This window comes from Corynebacterium sp. ACRPF (assembly GCF_022347395.1).
GTDB classification, from domain to species: Bacteria; Actinomycetota; Actinomycetes; order Mycobacteriales; family Mycobacteriaceae; genus Corynebacterium; species Corynebacterium tuberculostearicum_D.
This window is the reverse complement of record NZ_JAKRNB010000014.1, coordinates 29,436-53,434: the sequence shown is the minus strand read 5'-3', so window position 1 is coordinate 53,434 and position 23,999 is coordinate 29,436. Positions and strand designations below refer to the sequence as shown.

Below are 23,999 nucleotides of genomic sequence, written 5' to 3'. Positions count from 1 at the left end.
TTTTGGCCAGGCAGTGCAATTTTGGCCAAGATCAACTCGCCAAAGTCAACGATCTTGCCGAAGAAGACCACAACAAAGCCGACCAGGAAACAGGACGACCAGCCTTCTACGACAACGCTATCCCAACCGAGTACGAACACTCGATAGGAATCAGAAAAGGCCCCATGAAGTAACTAACCGTGTACCCGCCCGCGACACGCCGAGCGGACACACATTCTGCTACTTAACCCTCGAAGAAACCGGCACCCCAGAACAAAAAGCAACTGGAATGCCGGTTTGTTAACGATGTCGCGACTCATCTGTCAAACATGTCGCGACTCATGACATTTGTGCGCCCGGAGGGATTCGAACCCCCAACCTTCTGATCCGTAGTCAGATGCTCTATCCGTTGAGCTACGGGCGCAGACCGTTGGTAAGCAGTGCGTGTGCTCTGCTGTGCAACGAGAATTTACTATACCCACGGTCCGGAAAACTAACAAATCGCCTGTTCACCCGCCGTTCACCTGACGGAAACGGAGGCAATTAGGAAGCGATGAGGGCGGCAACTTCGGCGTCGGAAAGCAAGGCACCCTGAAGCGCCCTGAGGGTGGACCGGTGATCGAAGTCGATACCGATAAGGACAATTTCGGTACCGGGCGTCACATCATTTGCAGCCCAGAGCGAAGCGGGCAGGATTTGAAGGTTAGGCCCAGCCTGCTGCCAAGCGTGGGCGAGTTGAAGATCGGTATCGAGCCAGCAATACCCCTTAGAGCGCACCAGGCCGGTACTGGCACGAAGGGCGGCGAGCAGACGGTCGCGGTTAAAGGGGCGGTCGGCGCGGAAAACGACGGAGGAAATGCCATATTCCTCGGTTTCGGGCGTGTGCGGCTTAGCCAGCTCCTCGGCGTAGCCATGGTAAGTCGCGGCAGTGGCGGCGTCGTACAGGTGGGCATCAAGGACCAGCCGTGGGTCAATGGCACCATCGGTGACCATTACGACTCGAGCACGGGGGTTCATAGCGCGAACGGTCGCGATGACGCGTTCGGTTTCGGCAGCATCAACCAGATCGGTCTTGGTAACAAGGATGAGGTCAGCAAACTCGACTTGGTCCACGAGTAGGTCCGCCACGGTGCGATCATCGCTGGGTGTGGCCTCAATATTCTCGGACGCGAGGCTCTTGCCGCGACGCAGGTAATCAAGAAAGGTGGAAGCATCCACGAGAGAGACCATGGTGTCAATAGGGGCGACGTCGGCAAGCGTGGTGCCGTCCGCAAACTCCCATTCAAAGGTGGCGGCCACGGGCATAGGCTCGGAAATACCAGTGGACTCGATGACGATCTGATCGAAGCGGCCGGAGCGGGCCAGCTTACCTACGGATTCGATGAGATCTTCGCGCAGGGTGCAGCAGATACAGCCATTGGATAGCTCGACAAAGCGGTCCTCGCCGCGCTCGAGGTGCCCTTCGCCAGCAACGAGGGCGGCATCGATATTTACCTCGGAGAAGTCGTTGACGATGACGGCAAGCTTGCGCCCTTCGCGGTTGGCAAGCAGGTGGTTCAAGAGCGTGGTTTTTCCGCTGCCCAAAAATCCGGACAGTACAGTAACGGGTGTAGCCATTCCCTAATGGTAACGTTTTTCATTAGGGAATGGCTACGAAGCTCCTAATCTTAAATGGACAGGCCGAAGATTGGCACTGCCAGCAAGTACACCGTCAGCGTGATGAGGAAGATGCCGATGATATTGAGGCCAAGGCCACCCTTGATCATCTCGCCAATCTTGACGTAGCCAGAACCATAGGCAATGGCGTTCGGCGGGGTAGCGACAGGAAGCATGAATGCGCAGGTTGCCGCGAGGGCCACCGGGATGGTGAGGAGAAGGACGTTGATATCGCCATCGGCAGTAAGCCCCACGCCCACGGCAACACCACCCATAATCGGGATAAACGTAGCCGCCGTCGCGGTATTGGAGGTGATCTCCGTCAGGAAGAGCACCAGCGCAGCCACGGCAGAGACGATGAGGACAACCGGCAGGACGCTTAGCCCCTTGGCCATCTCACCAATCCACAGGGACAGGCCGGAGGAATTAAAGACCGAGGACAGCGACAGGCCGCCGCCGAAGAGCAGGAGGACGTCCCACGGCATTTCATTGGCCGTCTTCCAGTCCAGCAAACGGATGCGGCGCTGGTTATCCGCGGGCAGGATAAAGAGCAAGGTGCCGGCGGCGATACCCACGATGGCATCGTCATAATTCTCAAATTTCTTGAGGACCAAAGGCAGGGTAACCCAGGCTGCGGCGGCGAGGACAAAGATGATGCCGGTCATGATCTGAGGGCGGGTCCAGGGGCCGAGTGCCTTAATTTCGTCGTTAATGAGCTCGCGCCCGCCTGGAATATCCTTCATCTCCGGCTTGAAAATGGTGATAAGCAGGGCCCAGGCAATCAGCAAGAAGATCACGGCGAGCGGCACACCGACCGCCATCCACCGGCCGAAGCCGAGGGTCACGCCCCAGGTATCGACCATATATGCATTGAGGAAGGCATTCGGCGGGGTGCCGATGAGCGTACCCAGCGAACCGATGGAGGCGGAATACGCGATACCGAGCATCAGTGCCGTGGCAAACTTCTTTTGCTTATCCCAACCACCTACGGTTTCCGCGGTCAGCGCGAGCACCGAGGTACCGATCGGCAGCATCACCACTGCCGTGGCGGTATTAGATACCCACATGGACAAAAAGCCGGTAGCCAGCATGAATCCCAAGATCAGGCGCTTGGGCGAGGTGCCGATGATTTTCACCACGTATAGCGCTAGGCGGCGGTGCAGGTTCCAGCGCTGCAGGGCAAGCGCAATCAGGAAGCCACCCATGAACAAGAAAATGGTGGCGGACGCGTATGGGGCGCCTACTTCCTTAATCGTGCCCACCCCGGCGAGCGGGAAGATGACCAGCGGCAGCAGCGCGGTGGCGGCGAGCGGAATGGCCTCGGTCATCCACCACACGCCCATCAAAATGGTTACTGCGGCGACGGTGCGGATGGCACTAAGCGTGTACTCGGCTTCCGGATCTGCACCCGCGGAGCCCTGTACGGTCTCGATCGCATTCGAGGGAAAGATAAAGAAGACCAGTACGGCCAAACCCAAGCCGATGAAAAGGCCGATGAACTGGCGGCGCCACTCGCTGCGCGGCGCCACGGGGGCCTCGTCACCTTCGGTGTGGGCGGTAGATTCGTGAGTATGCGGGGTGGTCATACCGCGCGCTCCTTCACTTAGAGGGGATTGTGCTGTGGGTTATGCTCCGTATTTCCCAGTTTATTAGCTAGGCCGAGGCAGCAGACCGAAAGTTATCCAGTTCACTGCGAAGCATGCACTGACCATACAAAACATGTGACGCAGAAACCATATCCCGCCACACACAGTCACCCCCGCACCCCCGTAGAGCACACACTGCACCTGCCCGAAACCAGAAATGACCCCACCACTTCCCCACCCCCGAACCGTAGGGAGGCGCGCTAGATACCCAGCACGGTCTTGGCAATCAGGAAGTAGATAATCAGGCCCGTGGCATCGCAGAAGGTAGAGATGAAGGGGTTGGAAAAGACCGCCGGATCGGCGCCGATGGTCTTAGCCACGATGGGCATAAGCCCGCCAACGGTCGCGGAAATAGAACAGATCAAAAACAACGTCGAGCCAATGACGAGGCCGATGCTTAGGCCATAGACCAGGGTGGCCAGCGCCAGGCCGGCTAGTCCCAGCACAGCGCCGAGCAGCATGCCGACGCGCAGCTCGCGCCACATGACGGCGAGAAGGTCGCGCGTGCGGACGTCGCCCAGCGCCAAGGCACGCGTCACCGTGGTAGCCGCCTGGTTGCCGGTATTTCCACCGGTACCGGTCAGCAGCGGAATAAAGAGCGAGAGAACCACAGCTTTGGCCAGTGTGTCTTCAAAGGAATCCAGCACCTGCACCGTCAGCAGCGCAGAGACGGCCAGCACGAGCAGCCACACGATGCGCGAACGTACCAGCTTAAGCAGCGGCGTCGACAGGTACGGCTGCTGGAGAGCCTCTGTACCGCCGGCGCGAGCGGAGTCCTCGCTATCTTCTTCCTCCACGATATCGGTGGCATCGTCCCACGTCAGCAGGCCGACGAGGCGGTGCGAATCATCCACAATGGGCAACGCGAGGATATCCAATGGCAGGAACCAACGCGCGGTTTCCTCGGCATCAGCACCGGCACGAGCAAAGATGGGATCGTGCATAATATCGGCCATGGTCAAAGCGGCATCGGCGGTAAAAATTTCACGCAGGCTCACCACGCCCACCAGGCGCCGATCTTCGCGCGTGATGGGCACGGTATAGATGGTTTCTAGCTCATTCGCCGTCTCCCGCAGTTTAAATAGCGCGTCCTTAACGCTCATCTCTGGGTGGATTACGGGCACCTCGGGCGACATGCGGCGGCCCACCGACCCCTTGTCATAGCCCAACACCACGCCCGTGACATCGCGCTTGGATTGGGTCAGCGAGCGCAGCAGGCGATCCGCGATTTCTGCGGGCAGCTCATCCAGCAGGGCCACGCGGTCTTCCGGATCGAGCTCATCGAAGAACTCGTAAACATCGGCATTGCCCAGCTCATCAATGATATCGGCCTGATGTTTAGCATCCAGCGCATCGAACACCACAATGGATTTTCGCCGCGGCAATAGTCGCAAAGCCAAAGCCGCCCGGATGGCATTTTGCCGCTCGACGACGGCGATGAGCTCCTGCAGCGGCACCTTATCCAAAAGCTCTTGCAGGCGCGGGGCCTTTTGCGGATCGATGGCATCTTCTTGCTTCAGCCACGCCTCGACGATATCGCTAGCCTGCTTGGTGGTTTCCGCCATCGCCCTGTCTACCTTCCTTGCCCTTGGGTATTTATTCCCCCTGAGTATTATCCTCAGCCCATTTAGACTACGCCATGATGCAGGGAACTCCGCTAGCCGGCAACCTGCCGGTGACCGGTTACCGCAAGGTGCGGCCTATCCCCGTCCAACGTGAGGTTTCCGGTGAATTCTTCAGTAGCGCAGCAGGCCGGGTCATCGTCAGCATAGGCACGCCAGGTAACGGTGACCGTATCTTTGGTCCACTGCAGCTGCTGGATATGCCCACGCGCGGGTGGCATTCCCTCGCGTTCCCAATCATCCACCTTGGTGAGGTAATTCAGGTCGTTGTCATAGATCAGCAAGTTATCCGGCCACCCCGTACCGCCCTTATTACAGACGTAGGTAATAACGGCTTCGTCCCTGCCATCACCGTTGATATCCGCGTAGGCGCCCTTTGGCGTATCGTCCTGATTCCGTTTCAGGCCAGCCATCGCATGGGGGTAGCCGGCCTTCAGGTTTTCCGGCAAAAAGCCGCCTTCTAGGTTGCCAGCTTGGTTATCGCACAACGCCGGTACCCACAGGGAATCGAGGGCCTCTACCGGGATGATCTTATTTTTCCCGCCGCCCTCGGCGTCCTTGTCTGCATCGTTTTCATCTTTATCCGCTGCGGCTTCGGTGGTGGTTTCTTCTGCCGGGGAGTCCGTGGCCGAGGACTGAGACTCGGCCTCTGTATCGGAAGCGGCCGCCGCAGAGGAGCTCGGGGCAGTGCCGGTGAAATTCGGCTTATCCGCGGACTCGGTGGAGTCAGGGGAATTGGAACAGCCGCTCAAGGCGGCAACGGCGGTCGCCGCGAGGACGGCAAGAGGGAGAGATAGGGATTTAGGCATAGGCATAATATACAGCGCCGCGGCTTCCCAGGCCGGGTGAAAAACTAGAAGAAGAGCCCCCACAGCGCGAAGGCAGCCAGCAGGGAAACGAGCCCCGCGGTGCTCGCAAGGATGACGGCGTGAGGGAGGGAACGGTGGGTGGATAAGGCGGCGTCGACAAGCGCGGCACGCTGCCACACAGCCAAGGCCAACGCCACAACGCCGGCGGCCAGGAAGACCAGTGGCAAGAAGACGTGCACGCTTACCGCCCGCATTACCCCCAGCACCACCAAGGACAACGCCAGAAGGGTGCGCTGCCACGATAGGCGGGTGCGTTCGGGCTGCAGGCCGGGATCAAAAAGTGGGCTAGCCAAGGAACTCGCCCACTACAAGCGCGCCCGCTACCACCATGATCGCCACGACGAGCACCGGGATGGCAAAGCTAAAGGGCAACGGGCGTTCCTCGCGCATCGCGCGTTCGGACTGCTTCCAATGCACCCATGCCACGAGCGGCAGAATAATGGCGACGACCAGCATAAATACCGACACTGCAGAGCGCAATTCAGCCGGCAGGGGAACGTCAAAGGCCTCCAGCGCCACGCCACCAGCAATCAAAGCCAGGGAGGTGCGGATCCATGCCAAGAACGTGCGTTCATTAGCAAGCGTGAAACGCGGATCAGGGTCGGTGCCAACCGCGAACACCGAGCGGGGAAACCTCGAGTCACTCATGGGTACCACTTTATATTCATTTGCCATCCGCGTCGTGATAAGCCCGACGGTCTGTGTGTGGGCGCGAGTGGGTACCAGGCTTTCTGAATTAATCCGCTGCCGCGAGTTATAGTCGGGCACATGATTGAAGTTGCCGCCGTAGTTTTCCGTAATTCCTTTGGCCATGTCCTCACCGTGCGCAAGGAGTCTTCCACCAAGTTCCAGCTGCCCGGCGGCAAGCTAGAGGTCGGCGAAACCCCAGTACAGGCCGCGGCCCGCGAGGTCGCAGAGGAAATCGGCGTTGATGTCCGCCTCCCTGAGCTATCCCCACTCGGGACCTTCGATGCCCCGGCCGCCAACGAACCCGGCGAGACCGTGCGCGGACGCATCTTTACTTATCCGCGCCCCGTCCTTGCCCGCGCTGCCGCAGAAATTGCCGAAATCGCGTGGGTCGACCCCACCAACCCGGACCGCGAGCTCGCCCACCTCTTGCGCGACGAGGTCTTTCCCGCCTTGCGTCCCTAACCCCCGACCGGCTCTAAGGCGCTTTCTCGCTTCCTATTGCACCTCCTAGGAGGTTAACTTAAAGTTATTTTCATCAGGACTTATTGATGAAAGGACACCCCGCCATGCCGCAACCATCCACACCTGGGCCTATCACAACGATTTGTATCCTCGTCCTCGGAGTTATTAGCTCTGTTATCGCCATTCTCTTGGTGCCCGCCCTCTTCCACGAGGTCACTTCTTTGCGTGCTGCGGCATTTACCGGAAGCTTTATCTTCGGCACCGGCATGCTCGTGCTCTTCCGCCGCTGCGCCGCGTACCAGCGCTAATAGCAGAATTCTTAACCCTTAACCAGAGCTTTGCGCCGCCACCTGAAATGAGAAAATCCCGAGCTCGCACGCTCGGGATTAGATGGCGGAGATGAGAGGATTCGAACCTCCGGACCCCAGAAGGGTCAACTCCTTAGCAGGGAGCCCCATTCGGCCGCTCTGGCACATCTCCACGGTTCGCAAGGAACCTCGTTTGAGAATACCTGCCTGCCCCGCCGCTGCCAAACTAGCCCCCTGCTTTCGCGCCCGCAGCAAAGATGCAGGCCCTAAAGTGGGAGGCATGATTCGCCCAGACCTGAAAGCCATCCCCGCCTACGTCGCCGGTGCGCGCAACGATGACGCGCTCAAGCTCTCCTCTAATGAGGCGGCGCACCCGCCGCTGCCGGAGGCGGCCGCGGCCATGGCGGAGGCCGTGACGAAGGCCAACCGTTACCCGGATATTGCGGCCACCGCGCTGCGCGAGGACCTCGCCGCGCACCTGGGTGTGGAGTATGGACAGGTTGCGGTGGGCACCGGATCGTCCGCGCTGTGCCAACAGCTGGTGGAAATTGCCGCTACCCCTGGTGAAGAGGTCCTCTTCCCCTGGCGCTCCTTCGAGGCCTACCCCATCTTCGCCCAGGTAGTCGGCGCCCACCCCATCCCGGTTCCGCTAGGTGCAGACCAGCGCGTGGATCTGCCGGCAATGGCGCACAAGATTACAGACAAGACCCGGCTCATCTTCGTGTGCAATCCCAATAACCCGTCCGGCACCACGGTGACCAAGGAGGAGTTCGCCGCCTTCATGGATGCCGTGCCTGCCGACGTCCTCGTTGCCCTTGACGAGGCCTATATCGAATACAACCGCGCCACCAATATTCCGCTGGGTACGGAGCTGGTGGGCACCTATCCCAACCTGGTGTGCCTGCGCACCTTCTCAAAGGCTTATGGCCTGGCCGGGGTGCGCATCGGTTATGCCTTTGGCCCGGAAAATATTATTGAGGCCCTCAATAAGGTGGCTATCCCCTTCTCCGCCAGCACCGTGGCGCAGGTTGGCGCCCGCGCAGCCCTGGCAGCGCAGGATTCGCTGCGGGAGCGCACTGATGAGGCCGTCGCCCAGCGCGAGCGCCTAGAAGAAGCCTTGCAGGACTGGGGAGTGCCGCATTCCGAGGCAAACCATGTCTGGCTGCCGGCCGCGAATCTGGCCCGCCTTGGTACCCCGCAGGAGGTGGCCGCCCGCCTGGCCGATCGCGGCGTGCTCGTGCGCGCGTTTAGCGAAGGCATACGCATTACCGTGACCACCGAGGAAGAAACCGACACCCTACTGCAGGCGTGGAACGCAACCATAGGAGGCTAAATGCGCTCACTCATTAACTTTGCCCTGAACGTCTTTGCCATCGCGGTGGCGCTGTGGGCGGTAGTTGCCGTGATTCCCGGCATCACCATCACCCCGGCAGAGACCGGCAATTTCATCGCCATCGCCATCGTTTTCATCATTATTAATGCCGTGGTCATGCCGGTGCTGCGCGTCCTCGGCACGCCGCTGACCTGCCTGACGCTCGGGCTTTTCTCCCTCGTCATCAACGGCGCCGCGCTCATCATCGTGGAATGGGCGCTCAATTCCCTGGACCTGGGAATCGGCCACCTCGTCATCGACTCCTGGGGCGCCGCGATCATCGGCGCCATCGTGCTGTCCATAGTCAGCAGCGTCATCAACTTCTTTACTAGCCCGCTGCGGCAGCGCGATTAGCCGCCCGCAAACGGCGGCAGGACGTCCACCCGGGTAACGCCAGCCAGTGGGGAATCCATGGCGGTGTTCCCGGCGCCGTCGATAAGAAAGCTACAGCGCCCCAAGACCTCCTTCAGGCTCATGCCGGCCTCGGTGGTGCCGGTATGTTCCCTGCCCAGCTGTGCCACCAGATCACCCAAGGTGGCGGGGGCTTCTACCTGCTCAGAAGCCACGCCCGCAGCGGCGCGGGCGGCGGCGAAATAGTGAACGGTCAACATGCCCTCTACTATGCCCCGCACGCCCATGCCATGTCGAGACCGCGGGTAAACTAGCCGCCATGCGCACACCCGAGACTCACGCGCGCGAGGTCGCCGCGGCCCTGCCCGCACGCCAGGCGACCACCGTGCCCCTCACCCAGGCGCAGGATATGGTTCTGGCTGCGGATATCCACGCCGGCTTCCCCTCCCCTCGCTTTGATAACTCCCAGATGGATGGCTACGCCCTCCCGCAGTGTGCGGCTGGGACCTACCCGGTGGGCCCCACCATCGCGGCCGGCACTGAGCCCGCCCAGGTACTCGACAGTCCGCTTTCCAGCGCCTGCCCCATCATGACCGGCGCCAAGGTACCGGAAGGAACTGCAGCCATCGTGCCCATCGAGCGCTGCGAACCACAAGAATTCCTCGCTCCGGGCGGCCGCATTACCGTGCCAGAGACCTCGCCAGGCCAATTCATCCGCCGCACCGGCTCCGACTTGGAAGAAGGCGCCCTCCTCGCCGCCCGCGGCGATAAGCTCACGCCGGTGCGCTTGGCCGCCCTCGCCTCCCAAGGAATCGCCGAGGTAGAGGTCTACCGCCCCGCCCGCATCCTCATCTGCACCGGCGGCGCGGAAATCGGCCACGGCAGCGCCGCCATTCCGGATGCCAATGCGCCACTCTTGACGGCAATGGCCCAACGCGCCGGCATCGACGTCGCCGGCTATATCACTACCGACGATGACCCACAGGCCCTAGAGCGCGCTTTCACGGAGGCCATCGCGCAACACCACCCGGATGCCATCATTACCTCAGGCGGAATCTCCGCCGGGAAATTTGAAGTAGTCCGCCAGGTACTCGATGGCTGGTTCGGCCATGTGGACCAGCAACCCGGTGGCCCGCAGGGCATCGCCGCATTCGACGGCACGCCGGTAATCAGCCTGCCCGGAAACCCCATTTCCACCTTGGTAAGTTTCCGCCTCTTCGTCGCCCCTGCGCTCGGTTGGGCTCCGCGGCCTTTCCTCGTCCCCCTTGCCGCGGGCGTCGAGGGCCTCCCGCACAAGGACCAATTTCGCCGCGGGCGCGTCGATTCCCGCGCCCATATCCTCGGTGGTGCCAGCTCCCACCTGCTCGCCCAAGCGGCAGACGCCACCCATCTCATCCGCATTCCTGCCGGTCAACGCTTGGAAGAAGGCCAAGAAGTTGAGGTTTACCCACTATGAGTCCACAGCGCACCGCCATCGTCATCGTCGCCTCTACCCGCGCCGCCGCGGGCATCTACGACGACCGCTCCGGCCCCATCGCGGTGGACTTCTTGCGTCGCAAGGGCTTTGACTGCCCCGACGCGCGCATCGTCCCCGATGCCGATATTGCCGCCGCCGTTGCCGCCGCCTTTGCGGAAAAGCCCGCGGTCATCTTGACTTCTGGCGGCACTGGGCTGACACACGATGACCAGACGGTAGAGGCCGTAGCACCACACATCACCCGCGAGCTTCCTGGCATCGCGGTCGCCTTCTGGCAGAAGGGATTGGAAAGCGTGCCCACCGCGGTGGCCTCCCGCGCCATCGCCGGCGTCAATGACTCCACCTTTGCCATGACTCTTCCCGGTTCTACCGGCGGGGTAAAAGACGGCTGCGCGGTTTTGGAAGAATTGATCGTTCCGATCGTCGATATGTTAGAAGGAAAACATGAGCACTGATCCCTCCTATGTGGCCGAGCAAACCGGCCGCACCATTGGCACGCTGCTGAGTGATCAACCCCTTGAATCCCTCCTTGCCGCTGCCAAAGAAGAGGCCGCCACGGCCGCCATGGGTGCTGTAGTCACGTTTGAAGGGGTTGTGCGCGATCACGATGGCGGCCGGCCGAATGTCACCCTGCTTTCCTATAGCGCCCACCCATCCGCGCCAGAGAAGCTGCAAGACGTCACCGATTCCGTCGCAGCCAACCACCCTGTGCGCCTGTGGGCCGCCCACCGCACGGGGGATCTCAAGGTCGGCGACCTCGCCTTTGCCGTAGTAGCTGCCGCCGCGCACCGCGGCGATGCATTCCGTGCCGCCGAGGAATGCGCCGATCGCGTCAAGGCAGAGGTCCCCATCTGGAAGGAGCAAAGCCACGGCGATGGCTCCACCAATTGGGTGGGCCTGGAATGAGCATCCGCTATGCCCGCCAGGAAGCGCTCTGGGGCGAGGACGGTCAGCGCAAGCTCAGCGGCGCCCACGTAGCGGTCATCGGTGCCGGCGGCCTGGGCTCCCCGGCCCTGCTCTACCTCGCCGGAGCGGGTGTGGGCCGCATTTCGCTTTTCGACGACGACGTGGTCTCCCCCTCCAACCTGCACCGCCAAGTCATCCACACCACCGCCGCCATCGGCGCACCGAAGACGGAGTCCGCCGCGGCCGCCGTTCACGCGCTTAATCCGGAGGTGAATATCACCTGCTACGGCCGCCTCGAATCAGCGACGGCGCTGAAAGAATTGCGCGGCTGCGATCTGATCCTCGACGGCACCGATAACTTCGACGCGCGCTACCTCAGCTCCTGGGCTGCCCACGAGCTCGGCATCCCGCACGTATGGGCCTCCATCCTGGGCTTCGATGCCCAACTCAGCGTTTTCTGGTCCGGCCACGGCCCCGTCTACGAGGATGTCTTTCCTACAGCTCCCGCACCCGGCGAGGTTCCTTCCTGCTCGCAGGCCGGAGTCCTAGGCCCAGTGGTCGGCGTTGTCGGCTCAGCGATGGCGCTCGAAGCCCTCAAACTCATCACCGGCGTGGGCACCCCACTCATCGGCACGCTCGGCTACTTCGACGCCCTATCGGGTACCTGGGAATACATTCCCCTCCAGCCCACCGGCGCACAACCAACCCAGCCTGCCGACGCCCCCGAGGTCCGCGAGGTTCCCCCGCACGCCCCGCTTATCGACGTCCGCACCTCCCCCGAGCGTGCCCAATCCGCGATCCCCAATTCCGCACACTTTGAGCTCGACCGCATCCTCGCCGGCGAAAACCCCGACATCGAACCAGATGCTGCGGCCGTTATTTATTGCGCCAGCGGCATCCGCTCCGCCCAAGCCGTCGATGTCCTCCGCAAACGCGGCTTCCCCCACGTCGTCTCCTTGCGCGGCGGCATCAATTCCTGGCTCGAGCAGCAGTAACCGAATGCCCCTTGGCAAGACCGCAGCCTAACGGTCGATTTTGGTCTTATGCTCCTTATTTCGCGCAAAAAGGAACCAGACAAGTGGCCCGAGGAACGGGTAGGCAAATGCCGCCATCACCAGCAATACCTTGACGCCAACGCTATATCCCGAACGGATGATGGAAATGAGAGAGGCCAACCAAAAGACCAACAGCCCAATAACGATGACGGCTCCTAGCCCGCTCCATAGCCAGTCATACGATGCCGGTATCTGGTCCTCTGCCAAGTAGGAAATGTAATTTGTCATAGTCGCCTCGACGTTAACGGTGTTTGAAAGTCCGTACCTCAAGGTAGGAGCTCCATGTAAACGCTGTCTGGCCGTGGACTTAATTTTCACTGTCACCCAGCACATCCGCCTAAAACGTGAGTAGGCACCCTACCGAATCGGTAGGGTGCCTTAATACTGCACTCTCTCACTCAGAAGCTATAAGCTTCTATGCTCCTTTAATTTAGAAAGGAAGCTTAGGCAGCTGCGGAGACGGCGGGATTTGAACCCGCGGAGGTATTACCTCGCCGGTTTTCAAGACCGGTGCATTCGGCCGCTCTGCCACGTCTCCACGTTGTATTTCATAAACGCTCTTCGCGCCTACGAAGCAACTTAGCCAGTGTACTAAATAGATAGCCCGGTTTCCCAAAAAGCCACCTGCAGCACTGAATGTCACCGTAGGATACTCCGAATTTCGTGGCACAGGACACACAAGGTTCGTTAGATTGGGCCCATGACTAAAACACACATGAAGGCCATCGTTCAGACCGACCCGCAGGATCGTCGGTCCTTAGAGCTCCACGAAGTCGCTGTCCCACAGCTGCGTCCAGGCGAAGTGCTTGTGAAGGTGCAGGCGGCAGGCGTTAACCGCGGCGATATCCTTCAGACGATGGGTGCCTATCCGCCGCCACCGGGGGCATCGGAAATCTTGGGCTTAGAAGCCGCAGGCACCATCGCGGATGCTGGTGATACCGATTGGGAGGTGGGCACCGAGGTGGGCTGCCTGCTCGCGGGTGGTGGCTACGCCGAATACGTTGCGGTTCCGCAGGGCCAGCTGCTTCCCGTGCCCAAGGGGTTGAGCGTTGAGGAAACTGCAGCGGTGGTTGAGGTCGGATGCACCGTGTGGTCCAATCTGGGCATTGAGGCGGGCCTTCACGAGGGCCAGCGCGTCCTCATCCATGGCGGAGGCGGCGGCATTGGCACTTTTGCCATTCAGGTAGCCAAGGCCCTCGGCGCAGAGGTGGCGGTTACGGCCGGGTCGCAGGAGAAGTTGGAGCGTTGCCGCGAGCTGGGTGCCGATATTCTCATCGACTATAAGGAGCAGGACTTCGTAGAAGAGTTGAAGGGAAGCTGCGATGTCATTTTGGACATCATCGGCGCGAAATATCTGGAAAAGAATATGAAGTGCCTGGCTAAGGACGGCAAGCTCATCATCATTGGCATGCAAGGCGGTACCAAGGCGGAAATCAACTTGGGCGCCATGCTGCCCAAGCGCCTGACCATCCAGGGCACGACGCTGCGCGCCCGCGACTTAGAAGACAAGGCACAGATTGTGGCGGGCACGGTAGAAAATATATGGCCCATGCTGGAAGACGGCCGCGTAAAGCACGCGCTGCATGCTACTTACCCGCTTGCCGACGCCGCCCAGGCCCACACCGCCCTAGACAGCGGCGAGGTCACCGGCACCTTGGTGCTTAACGTTTAGGCCAGCGAGGCTACGACGCGGATGAGATGCTCGACGTCGTGATGGGTGTTGAAGGGGCCGAGCGCAACGGTAACGGCACCGCCAATTTCTTCCACGCCCATCTCCGTGAGCAACGGGGTCTGCGGGGCAAGCGTGGTAACAAGGCCGTTATCAAAGAGGCGCTTGTACACGGTCTCGGCCGGAACACCCTTTACTGCGAAGGTGAGGCGCGGCAGGCGATCGTCGGAGGCGCCCGCGGCTGCTTCCCCGGTCACGCCAAGAATATGCACGGCGGGCAGGGTACTCAAGAAGGAATAGAGGTCAGCGCGCAGATCCTCCAGGTAGTCGCTGAGCGCATCCATGGAGGTGCGCAGGCGCTTGCGGCGCGAGCCGCTCTCCCCACCGGCGAGGGCGGCCAGATGGTCCACGAGCGGTCCGACGCCGCCGGCCAAGCCAGAGGAAATGGGTGTTTCCAGCTTGCGAGAACCCTTGCCGGTATGCACCGGATCGAGGGCGTCGAGGCGGCGGAACATGCGGGTATCGCGGAAGACAAGCGCCGCTAGCTGCGGTCCGCCCAGCAGCCCCAGGTCGAGGCCCAAGATATCGGCGCCGAGATCATCAAAGTTGATGGGGCGGTAGGGAGCGATCGCGGAGACGTCGAGAAGCGTCCAGGCGCGGGAGCGCTCATGGACGGTGTCAATGATCTCGGCGGCCGGGGATACCGTGCCCAAAAGCTCGTGCGCGGCGGAGAAGGCAACGAGGCGCGTGGAGCCATCGACAAGCTCGGCAAATTGGAAACCTGGCAGCTCACCCGTGCCCAAGTCTGGCTGGGCCCACCGGGTTTCTGCCTTGACCTCAGAAAACGCCGAGTACAAAGACGGTGGATCCAGCTTGGAGAGCACCACCGAGGAATTGCTACCCAATAGCGGACGGGCCGCGTGCGCCAAGGACTGGTACAACACGGGCAAGGACGGGCCAAGAACTACGCGGTCTGCCTTGGACCCGGTCAGATCCGCTACAGCCATGCGTGCGGCGGTGTAATTCCCATCGCCTTCCAAACGGCCCGGCGCGGGCGTGGCAGAGTGGGCGCCGCCTGGGCCCTCCTGGGTGGCCACCGCGGTGGACATCCGGAAAGAGCGCGCCACGCCGGAGGCGACGCGCTCAGAAATTTGAGGCACCGCGTGCGCGTTGAGGTAAGTCCAACCATCAGATAGCCCGGTGTATAAACCGCGCACACTGAATACGTCGTAGTGTGCCGAAGCTCCTGCTGGCATTACGGTCCCCTTCTTTATCGCGCTAGGCATCGCCACACAGTGGCGGTCGGTTCCCTACTGTATACGCGTTTGGCCCAAGTTTCCCAAATTTGAATTTTCGCTGGATACCGCTGTTTTCGCAGGCCGGCGGCGTGTAGTTCCCGTTTGCCCAGCCCGCGCGCTAGGGTGTTGAGCGTGCAAGATAACAATCAACTGCGCGCTGATATCGCCCGCATGACCTCCCAGCCAGACGGCGAGGCCACCCCAGCGTCCCAGTCCGAGACCCTCAAGGCCGCCTTCGCGGACCTGGCGCAGGGTGCACAGCAGCGCGAGCTGTGGTTCAAACTGGGCATTCAAGATATTAAGCAGCGCTACCGCCGCTCTGTCCTGGGCCCGTTTTGGATCACCATCGCCACCGGCGTGATGGCCCTTGCCTTGGGCCTGTTGTATTCCATGCTCTTCCAGATTCCCGTCGCGGAGTTCCTCCCCCACGTCACCGTGGGCCTTATTATGTGGACCTTCATCTCGGGTTGCATCAAGGAAGGCTCCACCGTCTTCATTGACAACGAGGGCTTGATTAAACAGCTCCCCGCCCCGCTGTCGGTGCACGTTTACCGCTTGGTGTGGCGCCAGACGCTGTTTTTGGGCCATAACCTCATCATCTGGTTGCTGCTTATCCTTATCTTCCCGCGCAACTTGGGATGGGAGTTCTTCCTCTTCCTCCCAGGTCTGGCCTTGTTGTTGGTCAACGGCGTGTGGGTCACGATGTTCTTTGGCATCATCGCTACCCGCTTCCGTGACGTCGCTCCACTGCTAGAAGCACTGACCCAGCTGCTGTTTTACGTCACCCCGATTGTGTGGATGACCAATACCTTGAAGGACCAGGGCGGGGCGGTGTCCAGCCGCGCCCGCATCGCGGAAATCAACCCGCTCTACCACTACCTAGAAATCGTCCGTGCGCCCATGATCGGTGAGCCGGTGGCCGCCTACCACTGGTGGATCGTCATCGGCTGCACCGTTCTCGGCCTGCTCATCGCCGGCTTGGTCATGCGCAAGTGGCGCTTCCGCGTCAGCTACTGGGTTTAAGCCCACGCCCTGCACTTCCTGAGATTCCTCGAAAGGATACAGACTGATGGTCTCGATTGATACGTATAACGCGTGCGTGGACTTTCCCATCTTTGATGCCAAATCCCGCTCGCTCAAGAAGGCCATGCTTTCTTCCGCCGGCGGCGCCATTGGCAAAAATGCCCAGAACACCGTCGTGGTGGAGGCGCTGAAGGATATTAACCTGCACCTGCGCGAGGGCGACCGCGTGGGTTTGGTGGGCCATAACGGCGCCGGCAAGTCCACCTTGCTGCGCCTTTTGTCTGGCATTTACGAGCCCACCCGGGGTTCTGCCGATGTGCGCGGCCGCGTGGCTCCCGTCTTTGATTTGGGCGTGGGCATGGACCCAGAGGTCTCTGGCTACGACAACATCATTATCCGCGGCCTCTTTTTGGGCCAGTCCATCAAGCAGATGAAAAAGAAGATGGATGAGATTGCGGAATTTTCTGAGCTGGGTGATTATCTCTCCATGCCACTGCGTACCTATTCCACCGGTATGCGCGTGCGCTTGGCGCTTGGCGTGGTGACGTCCATTGAGCCGGAAATCCTGCTGTTGGATGAGGGCATCGGCGCTGTCGACGCCGCTTTCATGGCCAAGGCCCGTGTACGCCTGCAAGAGCTGGTGAAGCGCTCCGGCATCCTGGTCTTTGCCTCCCACTCCAATGATTTTTTGGCGCAGCTGTGTAATACCGCGCTGTGGATCGACCACGGCGAAATCCGCTCGGTGGGCGAGGTTTCCGAGGTCGTGGGTGAATACGAAGGCCCTGAGGTGGGCGAGTATGTGCGCGACCTGCGCGAGCGTTTTGAAAATGAGGACACCAGCGGCAACTAGCGGAGCATATGCAGAAGTTGGTCCCCTACACCGGTTACCTCCAGCTGCAAGCCATCCGGCCGGTGATAGTCCGCGGCGCTAAGGCGCGCGCTGACCACCGGCCGGTTAATCTTTTCTGGGCCGGCAGGCTCTTCCTTTTTCTCGGTACTTATGCGGTAGCCCATCTTCTCACTCACCCGGGCCGAGGCACGGTTGGTTTCTATCCAACAGGTGTGCAGCAAATGCGCATCGAGGTGTGAGAAGGAAAACTCGGCCACCGCCTGGCGGATAAGCGTGCCATAGCCTTGGCCTTGGAAGCGGTGCAGTACCCATGATGCGGTCTGCACTTCCCGCGCGGCCGCAAAGTTTTCGGCCGATAGGTCCACCACCCCCACCAGTTCTTGGGTTTCTGCGTCGCGGGCAATGAAATCCAGGGTCCAATTGTTGGCGCGCAACCTCGCCCGGTGCTCCCACCGATGCTGCGCCATGGCAGCGGGGGTATTCATCTTTTCATCAAAGAGCCAGGGAAAGGCATGTTCGGGAATGTCGGTGCCATAAATATCTGCCGCACACACTGTGGCCACGCACGCGATGTCATCATCGCGCATGACGCGCAGGTCGACTCCACGGCCTGTGTCATCGCAGGCTCGAATAGTCACCGCAAAAGGCGGCCAGATACTTTCCATACACTTCACAGTATCCACAAAGCTGCGGTCATATCAGTTTTCGCTTCACCCACACGGAGTGTTTCTGCGCTGGTCCCCTACCCCGGTGGCAAGATGGAGCTCATGACTGCCACCCTGACTTCCACCGGTTCCACCGCCGCCGTGATTGTTACCCATCAGCGCGCCGAGCTACTGCGGGCCTCGCTTGAACAGGTAGTCCACCAAACCCACCCCGTGCAGTGGGTAGTCGTGGTGGATAATGGCGCGGAAGATGCGGTGCGCGAACTCGTCGAATCCATGGCGGGTGACCGGGGCGTCTACGTACCTTCGGAAACCAACCTGGGCGGCGCTGGCGGCTTTGCACTGGGCTTTCTCACCGCCCTTTCCTTGGGCGCCGATGCCGTGTGGTGCGCCGATGATGATGGCCGCCCCGCCGATCACACGGTACTAGCGGAGCTGTATCGAGTGGCCGAAGCCAACCGCCTGCATGAGGTCTCCCCGGCAGTATGCAATATTAACGATCCCGGCCGCCTCGCCTTCCCCCTGCGCCAGGGGCTGGTATGGCGCCGCCGGATGGACGAATTGGAAGGCGATTTCCTGCCCGGCATCGCCTCGCTTTTTAACGGTGCGCTGATTTCCGCCGCGGCCATGGAAATCATTGGCGTGCCGGACTACCGCCTGTTTATCCGCGGCGATGAGGTGGAATACCACCGCCGGCTGGCCAACTCCGGACTCTCCTTCGGCACGGCGCTGACCACCAGCTACCTACACCCGGACGGATCGGATGAATTCAAACCCATCCTGGGCGGCAAGATGCATACCCAGTACCCAGAAGGTGAGTTCAAGCGCTTTTTCACCTACCGCAATCGCGGTTACCTGCTGTGGCAGCGCGGCATGCGCAAGCTACTGCCGCAGGAATTTGCCCGCTTTGGCTGGTTCTTCTTGGTCCAGCGCCACGACCCGGCCGGCTTTATCGAATGGCTAAAGCTCCACAACCGCGGGCGACAAGAAGATTTCCGCCGCCCTAACCAGGGCTAGGACGGATCCTGCTTGGCGACGACCCTGACCCCCGCCTTCCTAAAAATAATCCAGCGTTGCACCGCAAAGTTCACCACGGTCGCGGTGCCCTGCGAGATAGCAAAGGCCACCACGAGGGAAAGGGTCGAGTTCCACTCCCAGTGGACGTCGAAAAGCTCAAAAAGGAACTTGTAGGCCACCATATTGACCACGAAGGTCACGCCGTAGGTGGCAAGGACGCCAGCGAAGCGCACCGCGGTGGCTTCGGCCTGGAAGGTCCAGCGGCGATTGAGTAGATAGGCCGCCCAAGTACCAATAATAAAGCCCACCGCACGGGCGGGGTCGGCGCTAAGCAGGCCGAAGCCGATCTGCAGGAGCCAGGTTAAGGAGACGTCGATAAGCGCGGCAAGCGCCCCCGTCACCGCGAATTTGGCGCTTTGCGCGCGCAGGCTGGTCGAGCGCGAAGCCCGCTGGGCCGCGCCGCGCCACGTCCGTGGGGAGGCTGCTGCCATCTATTTTTCCTTAAAAATAAAGGCCCTTTGAATGGCAAAGTTGGTCACCGTGGCCACGCCTTGGGCGATGACGAAGGCGATGGTGTCTTTCACCGCCCCCTCAAAGCCGAGGGCCATAAGCGGCTCATTGAGCACCCAGTACAGGAAGTTTTGAACCGCAAAGGTCGAGGCGTACAAGATGCCCACGGTCGCGGCCGTGCGGCCAGATACCTTGGCCCCAAAGGTCCACCGCGCATTGGCTAGGTAGGCGGCGATGGTGCCAAAGACCCAACCGATGGCCTTGGCGGCGGAACGGTGCAGCCCCAGATAGGTCAATAGCAGCGTGAGACCATAGTCAATGGCGGCGGTAAATACGCCCACGGAAATAAAACGCACCAGCTGGGTATGCAGCGAGGTGGACGAGGGCTTTACTTCTACGGCGTTGTCAGCGGAATTAGTCACGAGTGAGTAGCCTACCCGCGCAAGAGCGCTCGGTACATGTCCAACCGATCCACCGGCGCGGCGGATTCAGCGCCATAGGCGCCTATCCCGGCCAATTGCTGCAACGACGCCGCACACAGTTCCCGCACGTCGGCGCCGGAGAGCGCCGTGCCATCGTCATTGACCCAGCCGAGCGCATCCATAGTGGTCTCCACGACGGAATCGGTCAGCTCCGCGCCACCCATGCAGGATAGGGCGAGCGCCATGGACCAAAAGGCGTCTTTGCCTTCATGGGTCACCTCGCGCGGCAGGCTGGCGAGCACGCGGGAAGTATGCGGTGTGAGGTCGGTTTCCCTGCCCAGGTCCATCGCTTGCAGCAGTGGGACGAAGTCATAGAGTTTGGTGCGCTCAATCAAATCGCGCACGGGGGACGATACCGCGGAAAAGACTTCATCGGTAACCTCTTGCCCGGTCAATTCGCGGTTGACGCTGGTCAGCTCAAAGGGCTGAAAGAGCGATCCGGAGCCGCCCACGCACAGCGCCTCTGGGGTGCCATTATCGCGGGGATAAATCTCGGCTACTACCAGCTCGAAGTCCCACAGTCCCCAGGCGAAGTCGATTTGATCGCCCTCGCGCCACAGGAATTCGGAGGCCTGGCGCTCCGGATCGATGCGCGGGCCACGGGCTTCGGTGTGTTCATAAAAGTGCCAGGGAGATTCCTCCTCCGGCAGGCCAAAGCAGATGCGCAGTACGCGGTGCAGCTCGGTGAAGGTCAGGGCATCGCTAAAACCGATCTGGCGGTGCACCTCGCCATCGGCGCGAATATTCGCGGCTTGGCAGATGATGGTGAGGGGCTCGCGCTTGAGGGATACCACGCTATCGGCGCGTTTGGCCCGCGCCTGTGCGATATCGGTGACCCCTGCGTTCATGAGCCCCACCATACGCAAGTTTTAGGAAGCTAGTTTTGCAATATCCCGTGCTTCTAGCTCACTAATGAGGAACGTCAGCGCCGCACCAATGGCACCCAAGAGGGTCCACGGCCGCTTGGCACCGCGCTTGCGCAGGAACTTCACCATGCGGCGGGAAAGGGCAACGTTCATCCACCCGCCCAGGATGAGCAGCAGCACCACTGCAGCAAAAATGGCCCAGGGCTTGAGTCCCTGGTCTGCATCTTCCTGCGGCGCGCGCGGCTCATCGCCGTCTTGCTCCGCGTGCGCGTTGGTGTAGGCCACCAAGGCGCCAAAGCCAAAGAAAGACAAGGTATAGGCAGTAATCAACCCGCCCTTCGACTTAATCCAATCCGGATAAGAGGTCGCGATACCCACAGCAGCGGCCTGGGTAATGCGGCCCGCCAGGGTGTCATCGAGGGCGTAGTTGTCTTGGCGCTGATCTTGCGTCTCGTGGTTGTTGGTCATAGCGACCACTTTAAGCGGCGGTAAGCTAATGCGCATGTACTCGGATAAGACAGAGCATATGACGCCGGCCCAGCAGGCGGCTCAGGATGTGCGTGAAGAAGACGATAAGCGCCACGGCCACTTCGAGGCCACGGAACACACCGAGGTGCCGTTGAGTCCTTTCATGACTCGCCTAATGGCAGAGGAATTGCCCATGCTGGATTCCTCCTCGCGCGCTCGTGTCTATGACCTTTTGCGGGAGTACGATGGCCCGACTATTGAATCTCAGGAAGAGCTGCCGGAGGAAATCCGCGCGCTTATGGATCTATAAACGGACACATTCGGGCAGTACAAGCGTCCGTTTTGTTCTGAATATCACTCGCGTCACTCCGTCCACCCTCGTGTGAGCTAGGTAGGCTAGGGAGGCGACACAAATCCGTCGAGCAAAGAGTAAGAGATGGAATTACATACCACTGAAAAGTCCCTGCACGGCTGGGGCCGCACCGCCCCGACGACCGCCCATGTTCTCGCCACCGAAGACGTGGACGTCATCAAGAAGGCCGTGGCCCAAGTTGCAGAAGATAACTCGGATAAACCCGCCCATCTGCGCCGTGGCGTCATCGCCCGCGGTATGGGCCGCTCCTACGGTGACCCCGCCCAAAATGGCGGCGGCCTGGTCATCGACATGCAAAAACTCAATAAGATCCACTCCATCGACCCGGAGTCCGCTCTGGTGGACGTCGATGGCGGCGTCACCCTGGACCAATTGATGAAGGCTGCCTTGCCGTACGGCCTGTGGGTTCCGGTTCTGCCGGGTACCCGCCAGGTCACCATCGGTGGCGCAATCGGCCCGGATATTCACGGCAAGAACCACCACTCCGCCGGTTCCTTTGGTGACCACGTGGTCTCCATGGAGTTGCTCGTGGCCGATGGCCGCGTACTGCACCTGACCCCGGAAGGCTCCGAGGATGACCCGAGCGGCGACCTCTTCTGGGCCACCGTCGGCGGCATGGGCCTGACCGGCATCATCTTGCGCGCCACCATCCGCATGACCAAGACGGAGACCGCTTACTTCATCGCGGATACGGACCGCACCGATAACTTGGATGAGACCATCGCCTTCCACTCCGATGGTTCCGAGCACAACTACACCTATTCTTCCGCCTGGTTCGATGTCATCTCACCAGAACCAAAGCTGGGTCGCTCCACCATTTCCCGCGGCTCGCTGGCCACCCTGGCACAGCTGGAAGAGCTCGCCCCGAAGCTGGCCAAGGACCCGCTGAAGTTCAATGCGCCGCAGCTGATGACGGTGCCGGATATCTTCCCGTCCTGGACCATGAATAAGCTCTCCCTCTCCGCTGTGGGTCTGGCGTACTACACCATGGGTGCACCGGCGAAGAACCAGGTCAAGAACCTGACGCAGTTCTACCAGCCGCTGGATCTCATCGGCGAGTGGAACCGCGGCTACGGTTCCAAGGGCTTCCTGCAGTACCAGTTCGTGGTACCGACCGAGGCTGTGGAGCCGTTCAAGGAGATCATCCGCGATATGCAGCGCTCCGGCCACTACTCCGCCCTCAACGTGTTCAAGCTCTTCGGTGAAGGCAACCGCGCACCGCTGTCCTACCCGATGCCGGGCTGGAACGTCTGCGTGGACTTCCCCATCCGTCCGGGCCTGGGCAAGTTCCTGGATGACCTGGACCGCCGCGTGATGGAATTCGGCGGCCGCCTCTACCTGGCCAAGGAATCCCGCACCTCCGCGGAGAACTTCCACAAGATGTACCCGGGCATGGAAGGCTGGCTGAAGACCCGCAACGAGATCGACCCGACCGGCGTCTTTGCCTCCGATATGTCCCGCCGCCTCGAGCTGCACTAATCACTGGAAATAACACCTTTAAGGAGATTTACTGACCATGCTTAATGCAGTAGGCCAAGCACAACACATCCTGCTTCTGGGCGGCACCTCTGAGATCGGCCTCGGTGTCGTCTCCGAGTTCCTGCAGCGCGGCCCCGCCAAGGTCACCCTGGCCGCCCGGCCGGAGTCCCCGCGCATCGCCCAGGCCAAGGCTGACCTGGAATCCCGCGGCGCTGACGTAGAGGTCCTGGACTTCGATGCCACCGACTTCGACTCCCACCCGGACGTTATCAATAAGGCCTGGGCCCGCGGCGACGTCGACGTGGCCATCGTTGCCTTCGGCACCCTGGGCGACCAGGAAGAGCTGTGGCAAAACCACGACAAGGCCGTCGCCTCCGCACAGACCAACTACACCGCACCGGTGTCCGTAGGCGTGCTTTTGGGTGAGAAATTCAAGCACCAGGGCCACGGCACCATCATCGCTATGTCCTCCGTGGCAGGCATGCGCGTGCGCCGTTCCAACTTTGTCTACGGCGCCTCCAAGGCCGGCGTGGACGGCTTCTACATCAACCTGGGCGAGGCCCTGCGCGGCACCGGCGCCAACGTGCTGGTCGTCCGCCCAGGCCAGGTGCGCACCAAGATGTCCGCCGAGGCTGGCGACGCCCCACTGACCGTCAACGTCTCCGACGTTGCCGAGGCCACCGTCAAGGCCGTGCTCGATGGCAAGCAGTCCATCTTCGTACACCCACTATTTGAGTACGTTTCTTTGGCATTCAAGTTCATCCCGCAGGCCGTCTTCCGCAAGCTGCCGTTCTAAACGCCGCAGCTTTCCGCGCTGGCGCTAGCCGGCCGGCTCGCCTCCGCCCCGCCCCCGCTCTTTCGCTTCGCCGCACACCCGCAGCGAGGGAGGTGACGGGGGCGGTGGTG

Annotated in this window: 29 protein-coding genes, 3 tRNA genes and 1 pseudogene; 16 read left to right on the top strand and 17 right to left on the bottom strand. The window is 61.1% G+C overall.

Annotation, left to right across the window (positions count from 1 at the left end; genetic code table 11):
• Positions 1 to 173, top strand: a pseudogene (locus tag MHX61_RS08115) (IS256 family transposase); the annotation flags it as partial.
• A 157-nt stretch (positions 174 to 330) separates the two neighbouring features.
• On the opposite strand, the gene MHX61_RS08110 reads toward MHX61_RS08115, so the two are convergent.
• From MHX61_RS08110 to MHX61_RS08080, 7 genes are all read right to left on the bottom strand, one after another.
• Positions 331 to 403 (bottom strand) — tRNA-Arg (locus tag MHX61_RS08110).
• Positions 404 to 522: 119 nt separating this feature from the next.
• Positions 523 to 1,596 carry a GTP-binding protein gene (locus MHX61_RS08105; protein WP_204610485.1) on the bottom strand — a complete coding sequence of 358 codons (1,074 nt, stop codon included), beginning with the start codon at positions 1,594 to 1,596 and terminating at the stop codon, positions 523 to 525.
• Positions 1,597 to 1,646: 50 nt separating this feature from the next.
• Positions 1,647 to 3,221, bottom strand: a complete 1,575-nt coding sequence (locus tag MHX61_RS08100) for a DASS family sodium-coupled anion symporter (protein ID WP_239194015.1) — start codon at positions 3,219 to 3,221, stop codon at positions 1,647 to 1,649.
• 260 nt (positions 3,222 to 3,481) lie between these two features.
• Entirely contained in the window at positions 3,482 to 4,846 is a 1,365-nt protein-coding gene (gene mgtE / locus MHX61_RS08095) for a magnesium transporter (protein WP_204610489.1), read from the bottom strand.
• A gap of 92 nt (positions 4,847 to 4,938) precedes the next feature.
• Positions 4,939 to 5,712 carry an LppP/LprE family lipoprotein gene (locus tag MHX61_RS08090; RefSeq protein WP_239194013.1) on the bottom strand — a complete coding sequence of 258 codons (774 nt, stop codon included), beginning with the start codon at positions 5,710 to 5,712 and terminating at the stop codon, positions 4,939 to 4,941.
• A 44-nt stretch (positions 5,713 to 5,756) separates the two neighbouring features.
• Positions 5,757 to 6,065 (bottom strand): DUF202 domain-containing protein, encoded by a 309-nt coding sequence (locus MHX61_RS08085; RefSeq protein WP_239194011.1) that lies wholly within the window; start codon positions 6,063 to 6,065, stop codon positions 5,757 to 5,759.
• Positions 6,058 to 6,420 (bottom strand): YidH family protein, encoded by a 363-nt coding sequence (locus MHX61_RS08080; RefSeq protein ID WP_204610495.1) that lies wholly within the window; start codon positions 6,418 to 6,420, stop codon positions 6,058 to 6,060. Before MHX61_RS08080 ends, MHX61_RS08085 begins: the two co-directional genes overlap by 8 nt.
• Before the next feature lie 120 nt (positions 6,421 to 6,540).
• Here MHX61_RS08080 and MHX61_RS08075 point away from each other — a divergent pair, with 120 nt between their 5' ends.
• Positions 6,541 to 6,924: an NUDIX domain-containing protein gene (locus tag MHX61_RS08075; RefSeq protein WP_204610497.1), complete on the top strand. Its 384-nt coding sequence runs from the start codon at positions 6,541 to 6,543 to the stop codon at positions 6,922 to 6,924.
• 104 nt (positions 6,925 to 7,028) lie between these two features.
• Positions 7,029 to 7,232 (top strand): hemolysin III family channel protein, encoded by a 204-nt coding sequence (locus MHX61_RS08070; protein WP_239194009.1) that lies wholly within the window; start codon positions 7,029 to 7,031, stop codon positions 7,230 to 7,232.
• Positions 7,233 to 7,315: 83 nt separating this feature from the next.
• On the opposite strand, the gene MHX61_RS08065 is transcribed toward MHX61_RS08070, so the two are convergent.
• Positions 7,316 to 7,404 (bottom strand) — tRNA-Ser (locus MHX61_RS08065).
• 108 nt (positions 7,405 to 7,512) lie between these two features.
• On the opposite strand from MHX61_RS08065, the gene hisC reads away from it, so the two are divergent.
• On the top strand, positions 7,513 to 8,565 hold the full coding sequence (gene hisC / locus MHX61_RS08060) for a histidinol-phosphate transaminase (protein ID WP_239194007.1): 1,053 nt from the start codon (positions 7,513 to 7,515) through the stop codon (positions 8,563 to 8,565).
• On the top strand, positions 8,566 to 8,958 hold the full coding sequence (locus tag MHX61_RS08055) for a phage holin family protein (RefSeq protein ID WP_239194005.1): 393 nt from the start codon (positions 8,566 to 8,568) through the stop codon (positions 8,956 to 8,958). It begins immediately after the preceding gene.
• On the opposite strand, the gene MHX61_RS08050 is transcribed toward MHX61_RS08055, so the two are convergent.
• Positions 8,955 to 9,215 carry a MoaD/ThiS family protein gene (locus MHX61_RS08050; protein ID WP_239194003.1) on the bottom strand — a complete coding sequence of 87 codons (261 nt, stop codon included), beginning with the start codon at positions 9,213 to 9,215 and terminating at the stop codon, positions 8,955 to 8,957. The genes MHX61_RS08055 and MHX61_RS08050 overlap by 4 nt on opposite strands.
• Before the next feature lie 59 nt (positions 9,216 to 9,274).
• Between MHX61_RS08050 and MHX61_RS08045 the strand changes: the two genes are divergently transcribed.
• Genes MHX61_RS08045 through MHX61_RS08030 form a run of 4 tightly spaced genes read left to right on the top strand, consistent with a single transcriptional unit; the run spans position 9,275 to position 12,333 of the window.
• On the top strand, positions 9,275 to 10,411 hold the full coding sequence (locus tag MHX61_RS08045) for a molybdopterin molybdotransferase MoeA (RefSeq protein WP_239194001.1): 1,137 nt from the start codon (positions 9,275 to 9,277) through the stop codon (positions 10,409 to 10,411).
• On the top strand, positions 10,408 to 10,887 hold the full coding sequence (locus tag MHX61_RS08040; RefSeq protein ID WP_204610502.1) for a MogA/MoaB family molybdenum cofactor biosynthesis protein: 480 nt from the start codon (positions 10,408 to 10,410) through the stop codon (positions 10,885 to 10,887). Before MHX61_RS08045 ends, MHX61_RS08040 begins: the two co-directional genes overlap by 4 nt.
• Positions 10,877 to 11,338, top strand: coding sequence for a molybdenum cofactor biosynthesis protein MoaE (locus MHX61_RS08035; RefSeq protein ID WP_239193999.1), 462 nt, complete (start codon positions 10,877 to 10,879; stop codon positions 11,336 to 11,338). The genes MHX61_RS08040 and MHX61_RS08035 overlap by 11 nt, the downstream gene beginning before the upstream one ends.
• The gene (locus tag MHX61_RS08030; RefSeq protein ID WP_239193997.1) at positions 11,335 to 12,333 is read left to right on the top strand and encodes a ThiF family adenylyltransferase; all 999 of its coding nucleotides are present in this window, start codon (positions 11,335 to 11,337) and stop codon (positions 12,331 to 12,333) included. Before MHX61_RS08035 ends, MHX61_RS08030 begins: the two co-directional genes overlap by 4 nt.
• Before the next feature lie 27 nt (positions 12,334 to 12,360).
• On the opposite strand, the gene MHX61_RS08025 is transcribed toward MHX61_RS08030, so the two are convergent.
• Together MHX61_RS08025 and MHX61_RS08020 are read right to left on the bottom strand one after the other, a co-directional pair.
• Positions 12,361 to 12,621, bottom strand: coding sequence for a hypothetical protein (locus MHX61_RS08025; protein WP_239193995.1), 261 nt, complete (start codon positions 12,619 to 12,621; stop codon positions 12,361 to 12,363).
• Between the two features lie 226 nt (positions 12,622 to 12,847).
• Positions 12,848 to 12,931 (bottom strand) — tRNA-Ser (locus MHX61_RS08020).
• Positions 12,932 to 13,108: 177 nt separating this feature from the next.
• Between MHX61_RS08020 and MHX61_RS08015 the strand changes: the two genes are divergently transcribed.
• Entirely contained in the window at positions 13,109 to 14,065 is a 957-nt protein-coding gene (locus MHX61_RS08015) for an NAD(P)H-quinone oxidoreductase (protein WP_239194017.1), read from the top strand.
• Here the strand turns inward: MHX61_RS08015 and MHX61_RS08010 are convergent.
• On the bottom strand, positions 14,062 to 15,318 hold the full coding sequence (locus MHX61_RS08010; RefSeq protein ID WP_239193993.1) for an aminotransferase class V-fold PLP-dependent enzyme: 1,257 nt from the start codon (positions 15,316 to 15,318) through the stop codon (positions 14,062 to 14,064). The genes MHX61_RS08015 and MHX61_RS08010 overlap by 4 nt on opposite strands.
• Before the next feature lie 213 nt (positions 15,319 to 15,531).
• On the opposite strand from MHX61_RS08010, the gene MHX61_RS08005 reads away from it, so the two are divergent.
• Complete coding sequence (locus MHX61_RS08005) at positions 15,532 to 16,383, top strand: ABC transporter permease (protein ID WP_204611390.1); 852 nt, start codon at positions 15,532 to 15,534, stop codon at positions 16,381 to 16,383.
• Positions 16,384 to 16,429: 46 nt separating this feature from the next.
• Complete coding sequence (locus tag MHX61_RS08000) at positions 16,430 to 17,233, top strand: ABC transporter ATP-binding protein (RefSeq protein WP_005323203.1); 804 nt, start codon at positions 16,430 to 16,432, stop codon at positions 17,231 to 17,233.
• Here the strand turns inward: MHX61_RS08000 and MHX61_RS07995 are convergent.
• Complete coding sequence (locus MHX61_RS07995) at positions 17,230 to 17,898, bottom strand: GNAT family N-acetyltransferase (RefSeq protein ID WP_239193991.1); 669 nt, start codon at positions 17,896 to 17,898, stop codon at positions 17,230 to 17,232. The genes MHX61_RS08000 and MHX61_RS07995 overlap by 4 nt on opposite strands.
• Positions 17,899 to 17,991: 93 nt before the next feature.
• On the opposite strand from MHX61_RS07995, the gene MHX61_RS07990 reads away from it, so the two are divergent.
• Positions 17,992 to 18,915, top strand: a complete 924-nt coding sequence (locus MHX61_RS07990) for a glycosyltransferase family 2 protein (protein ID WP_239193989.1) — start codon at positions 17,992 to 17,994, stop codon at positions 18,913 to 18,915.
• Here MHX61_RS07990 and MHX61_RS07985 read toward each other — a convergent pair.
• From MHX61_RS07985 to MHX61_RS07970, 4 genes are read right to left on the bottom strand one after another with little or no spacing between them, the layout of a single operon-like run.
• Positions 18,912 to 19,406, bottom strand: coding sequence for a GtrA family protein (locus tag MHX61_RS07985; RefSeq protein WP_239193988.1), 495 nt, complete (start codon positions 19,404 to 19,406; stop codon positions 18,912 to 18,914). The genes MHX61_RS07990 and MHX61_RS07985 overlap by 4 nt on opposite strands.
• Positions 19,407 to 19,847: a GtrA family protein gene (locus tag MHX61_RS07980; protein WP_239193987.1), complete on the bottom strand. Its 441-nt coding sequence runs from the start codon at positions 19,845 to 19,847 to the stop codon at positions 19,407 to 19,409. It lies immediately after the preceding gene.
• A gap of 11 nt (positions 19,848 to 19,858) precedes the next feature.
• Positions 19,859 to 20,767, bottom strand: coding sequence for a hypothetical protein (locus MHX61_RS07975; RefSeq protein ID WP_084771687.1), 909 nt, complete (start codon positions 20,765 to 20,767; stop codon positions 19,859 to 19,861).
• Positions 20,768 to 20,776: 9 nt separating this feature from the next.
• Complete coding sequence (locus MHX61_RS07970; protein ID WP_239193986.1) at positions 20,777 to 21,241, bottom strand: hypothetical protein; 465 nt, start codon at positions 21,239 to 21,241, stop codon at positions 20,777 to 20,779.
• Between the two features lie 34 nt (positions 21,242 to 21,275).
• Here MHX61_RS07970 and MHX61_RS07965 point away from each other — a divergent pair, with 34 nt between their 5' ends.
• From MHX61_RS07965 to MHX61_RS07955, 3 genes are all read left to right on the top strand, one after another.
• Positions 21,276 to 21,551, top strand: coding sequence for a hypothetical protein (locus MHX61_RS07965; RefSeq protein WP_239193985.1), 276 nt, complete (start codon positions 21,276 to 21,278; stop codon positions 21,549 to 21,551).
• 126 nt (positions 21,552 to 21,677) lie between these two features.
• Entirely contained in the window at positions 21,678 to 23,093 is a 1,416-nt protein-coding gene (locus MHX61_RS07960; RefSeq protein ID WP_005329755.1) for an FAD-binding oxidoreductase, read from the top strand.
• 37 nt (positions 23,094 to 23,130) lie between these two features.
• Positions 23,131 to 23,889, top strand: coding sequence for a decaprenylphospho-beta-D-erythro-pentofuranosid-2-ulose 2-reductase (locus tag MHX61_RS07955; RefSeq protein WP_239193984.1), 759 nt, complete (start codon positions 23,131 to 23,133; stop codon positions 23,887 to 23,889).
• Positions 23,890 to 23,999: the final 110 nt, after the last annotated feature.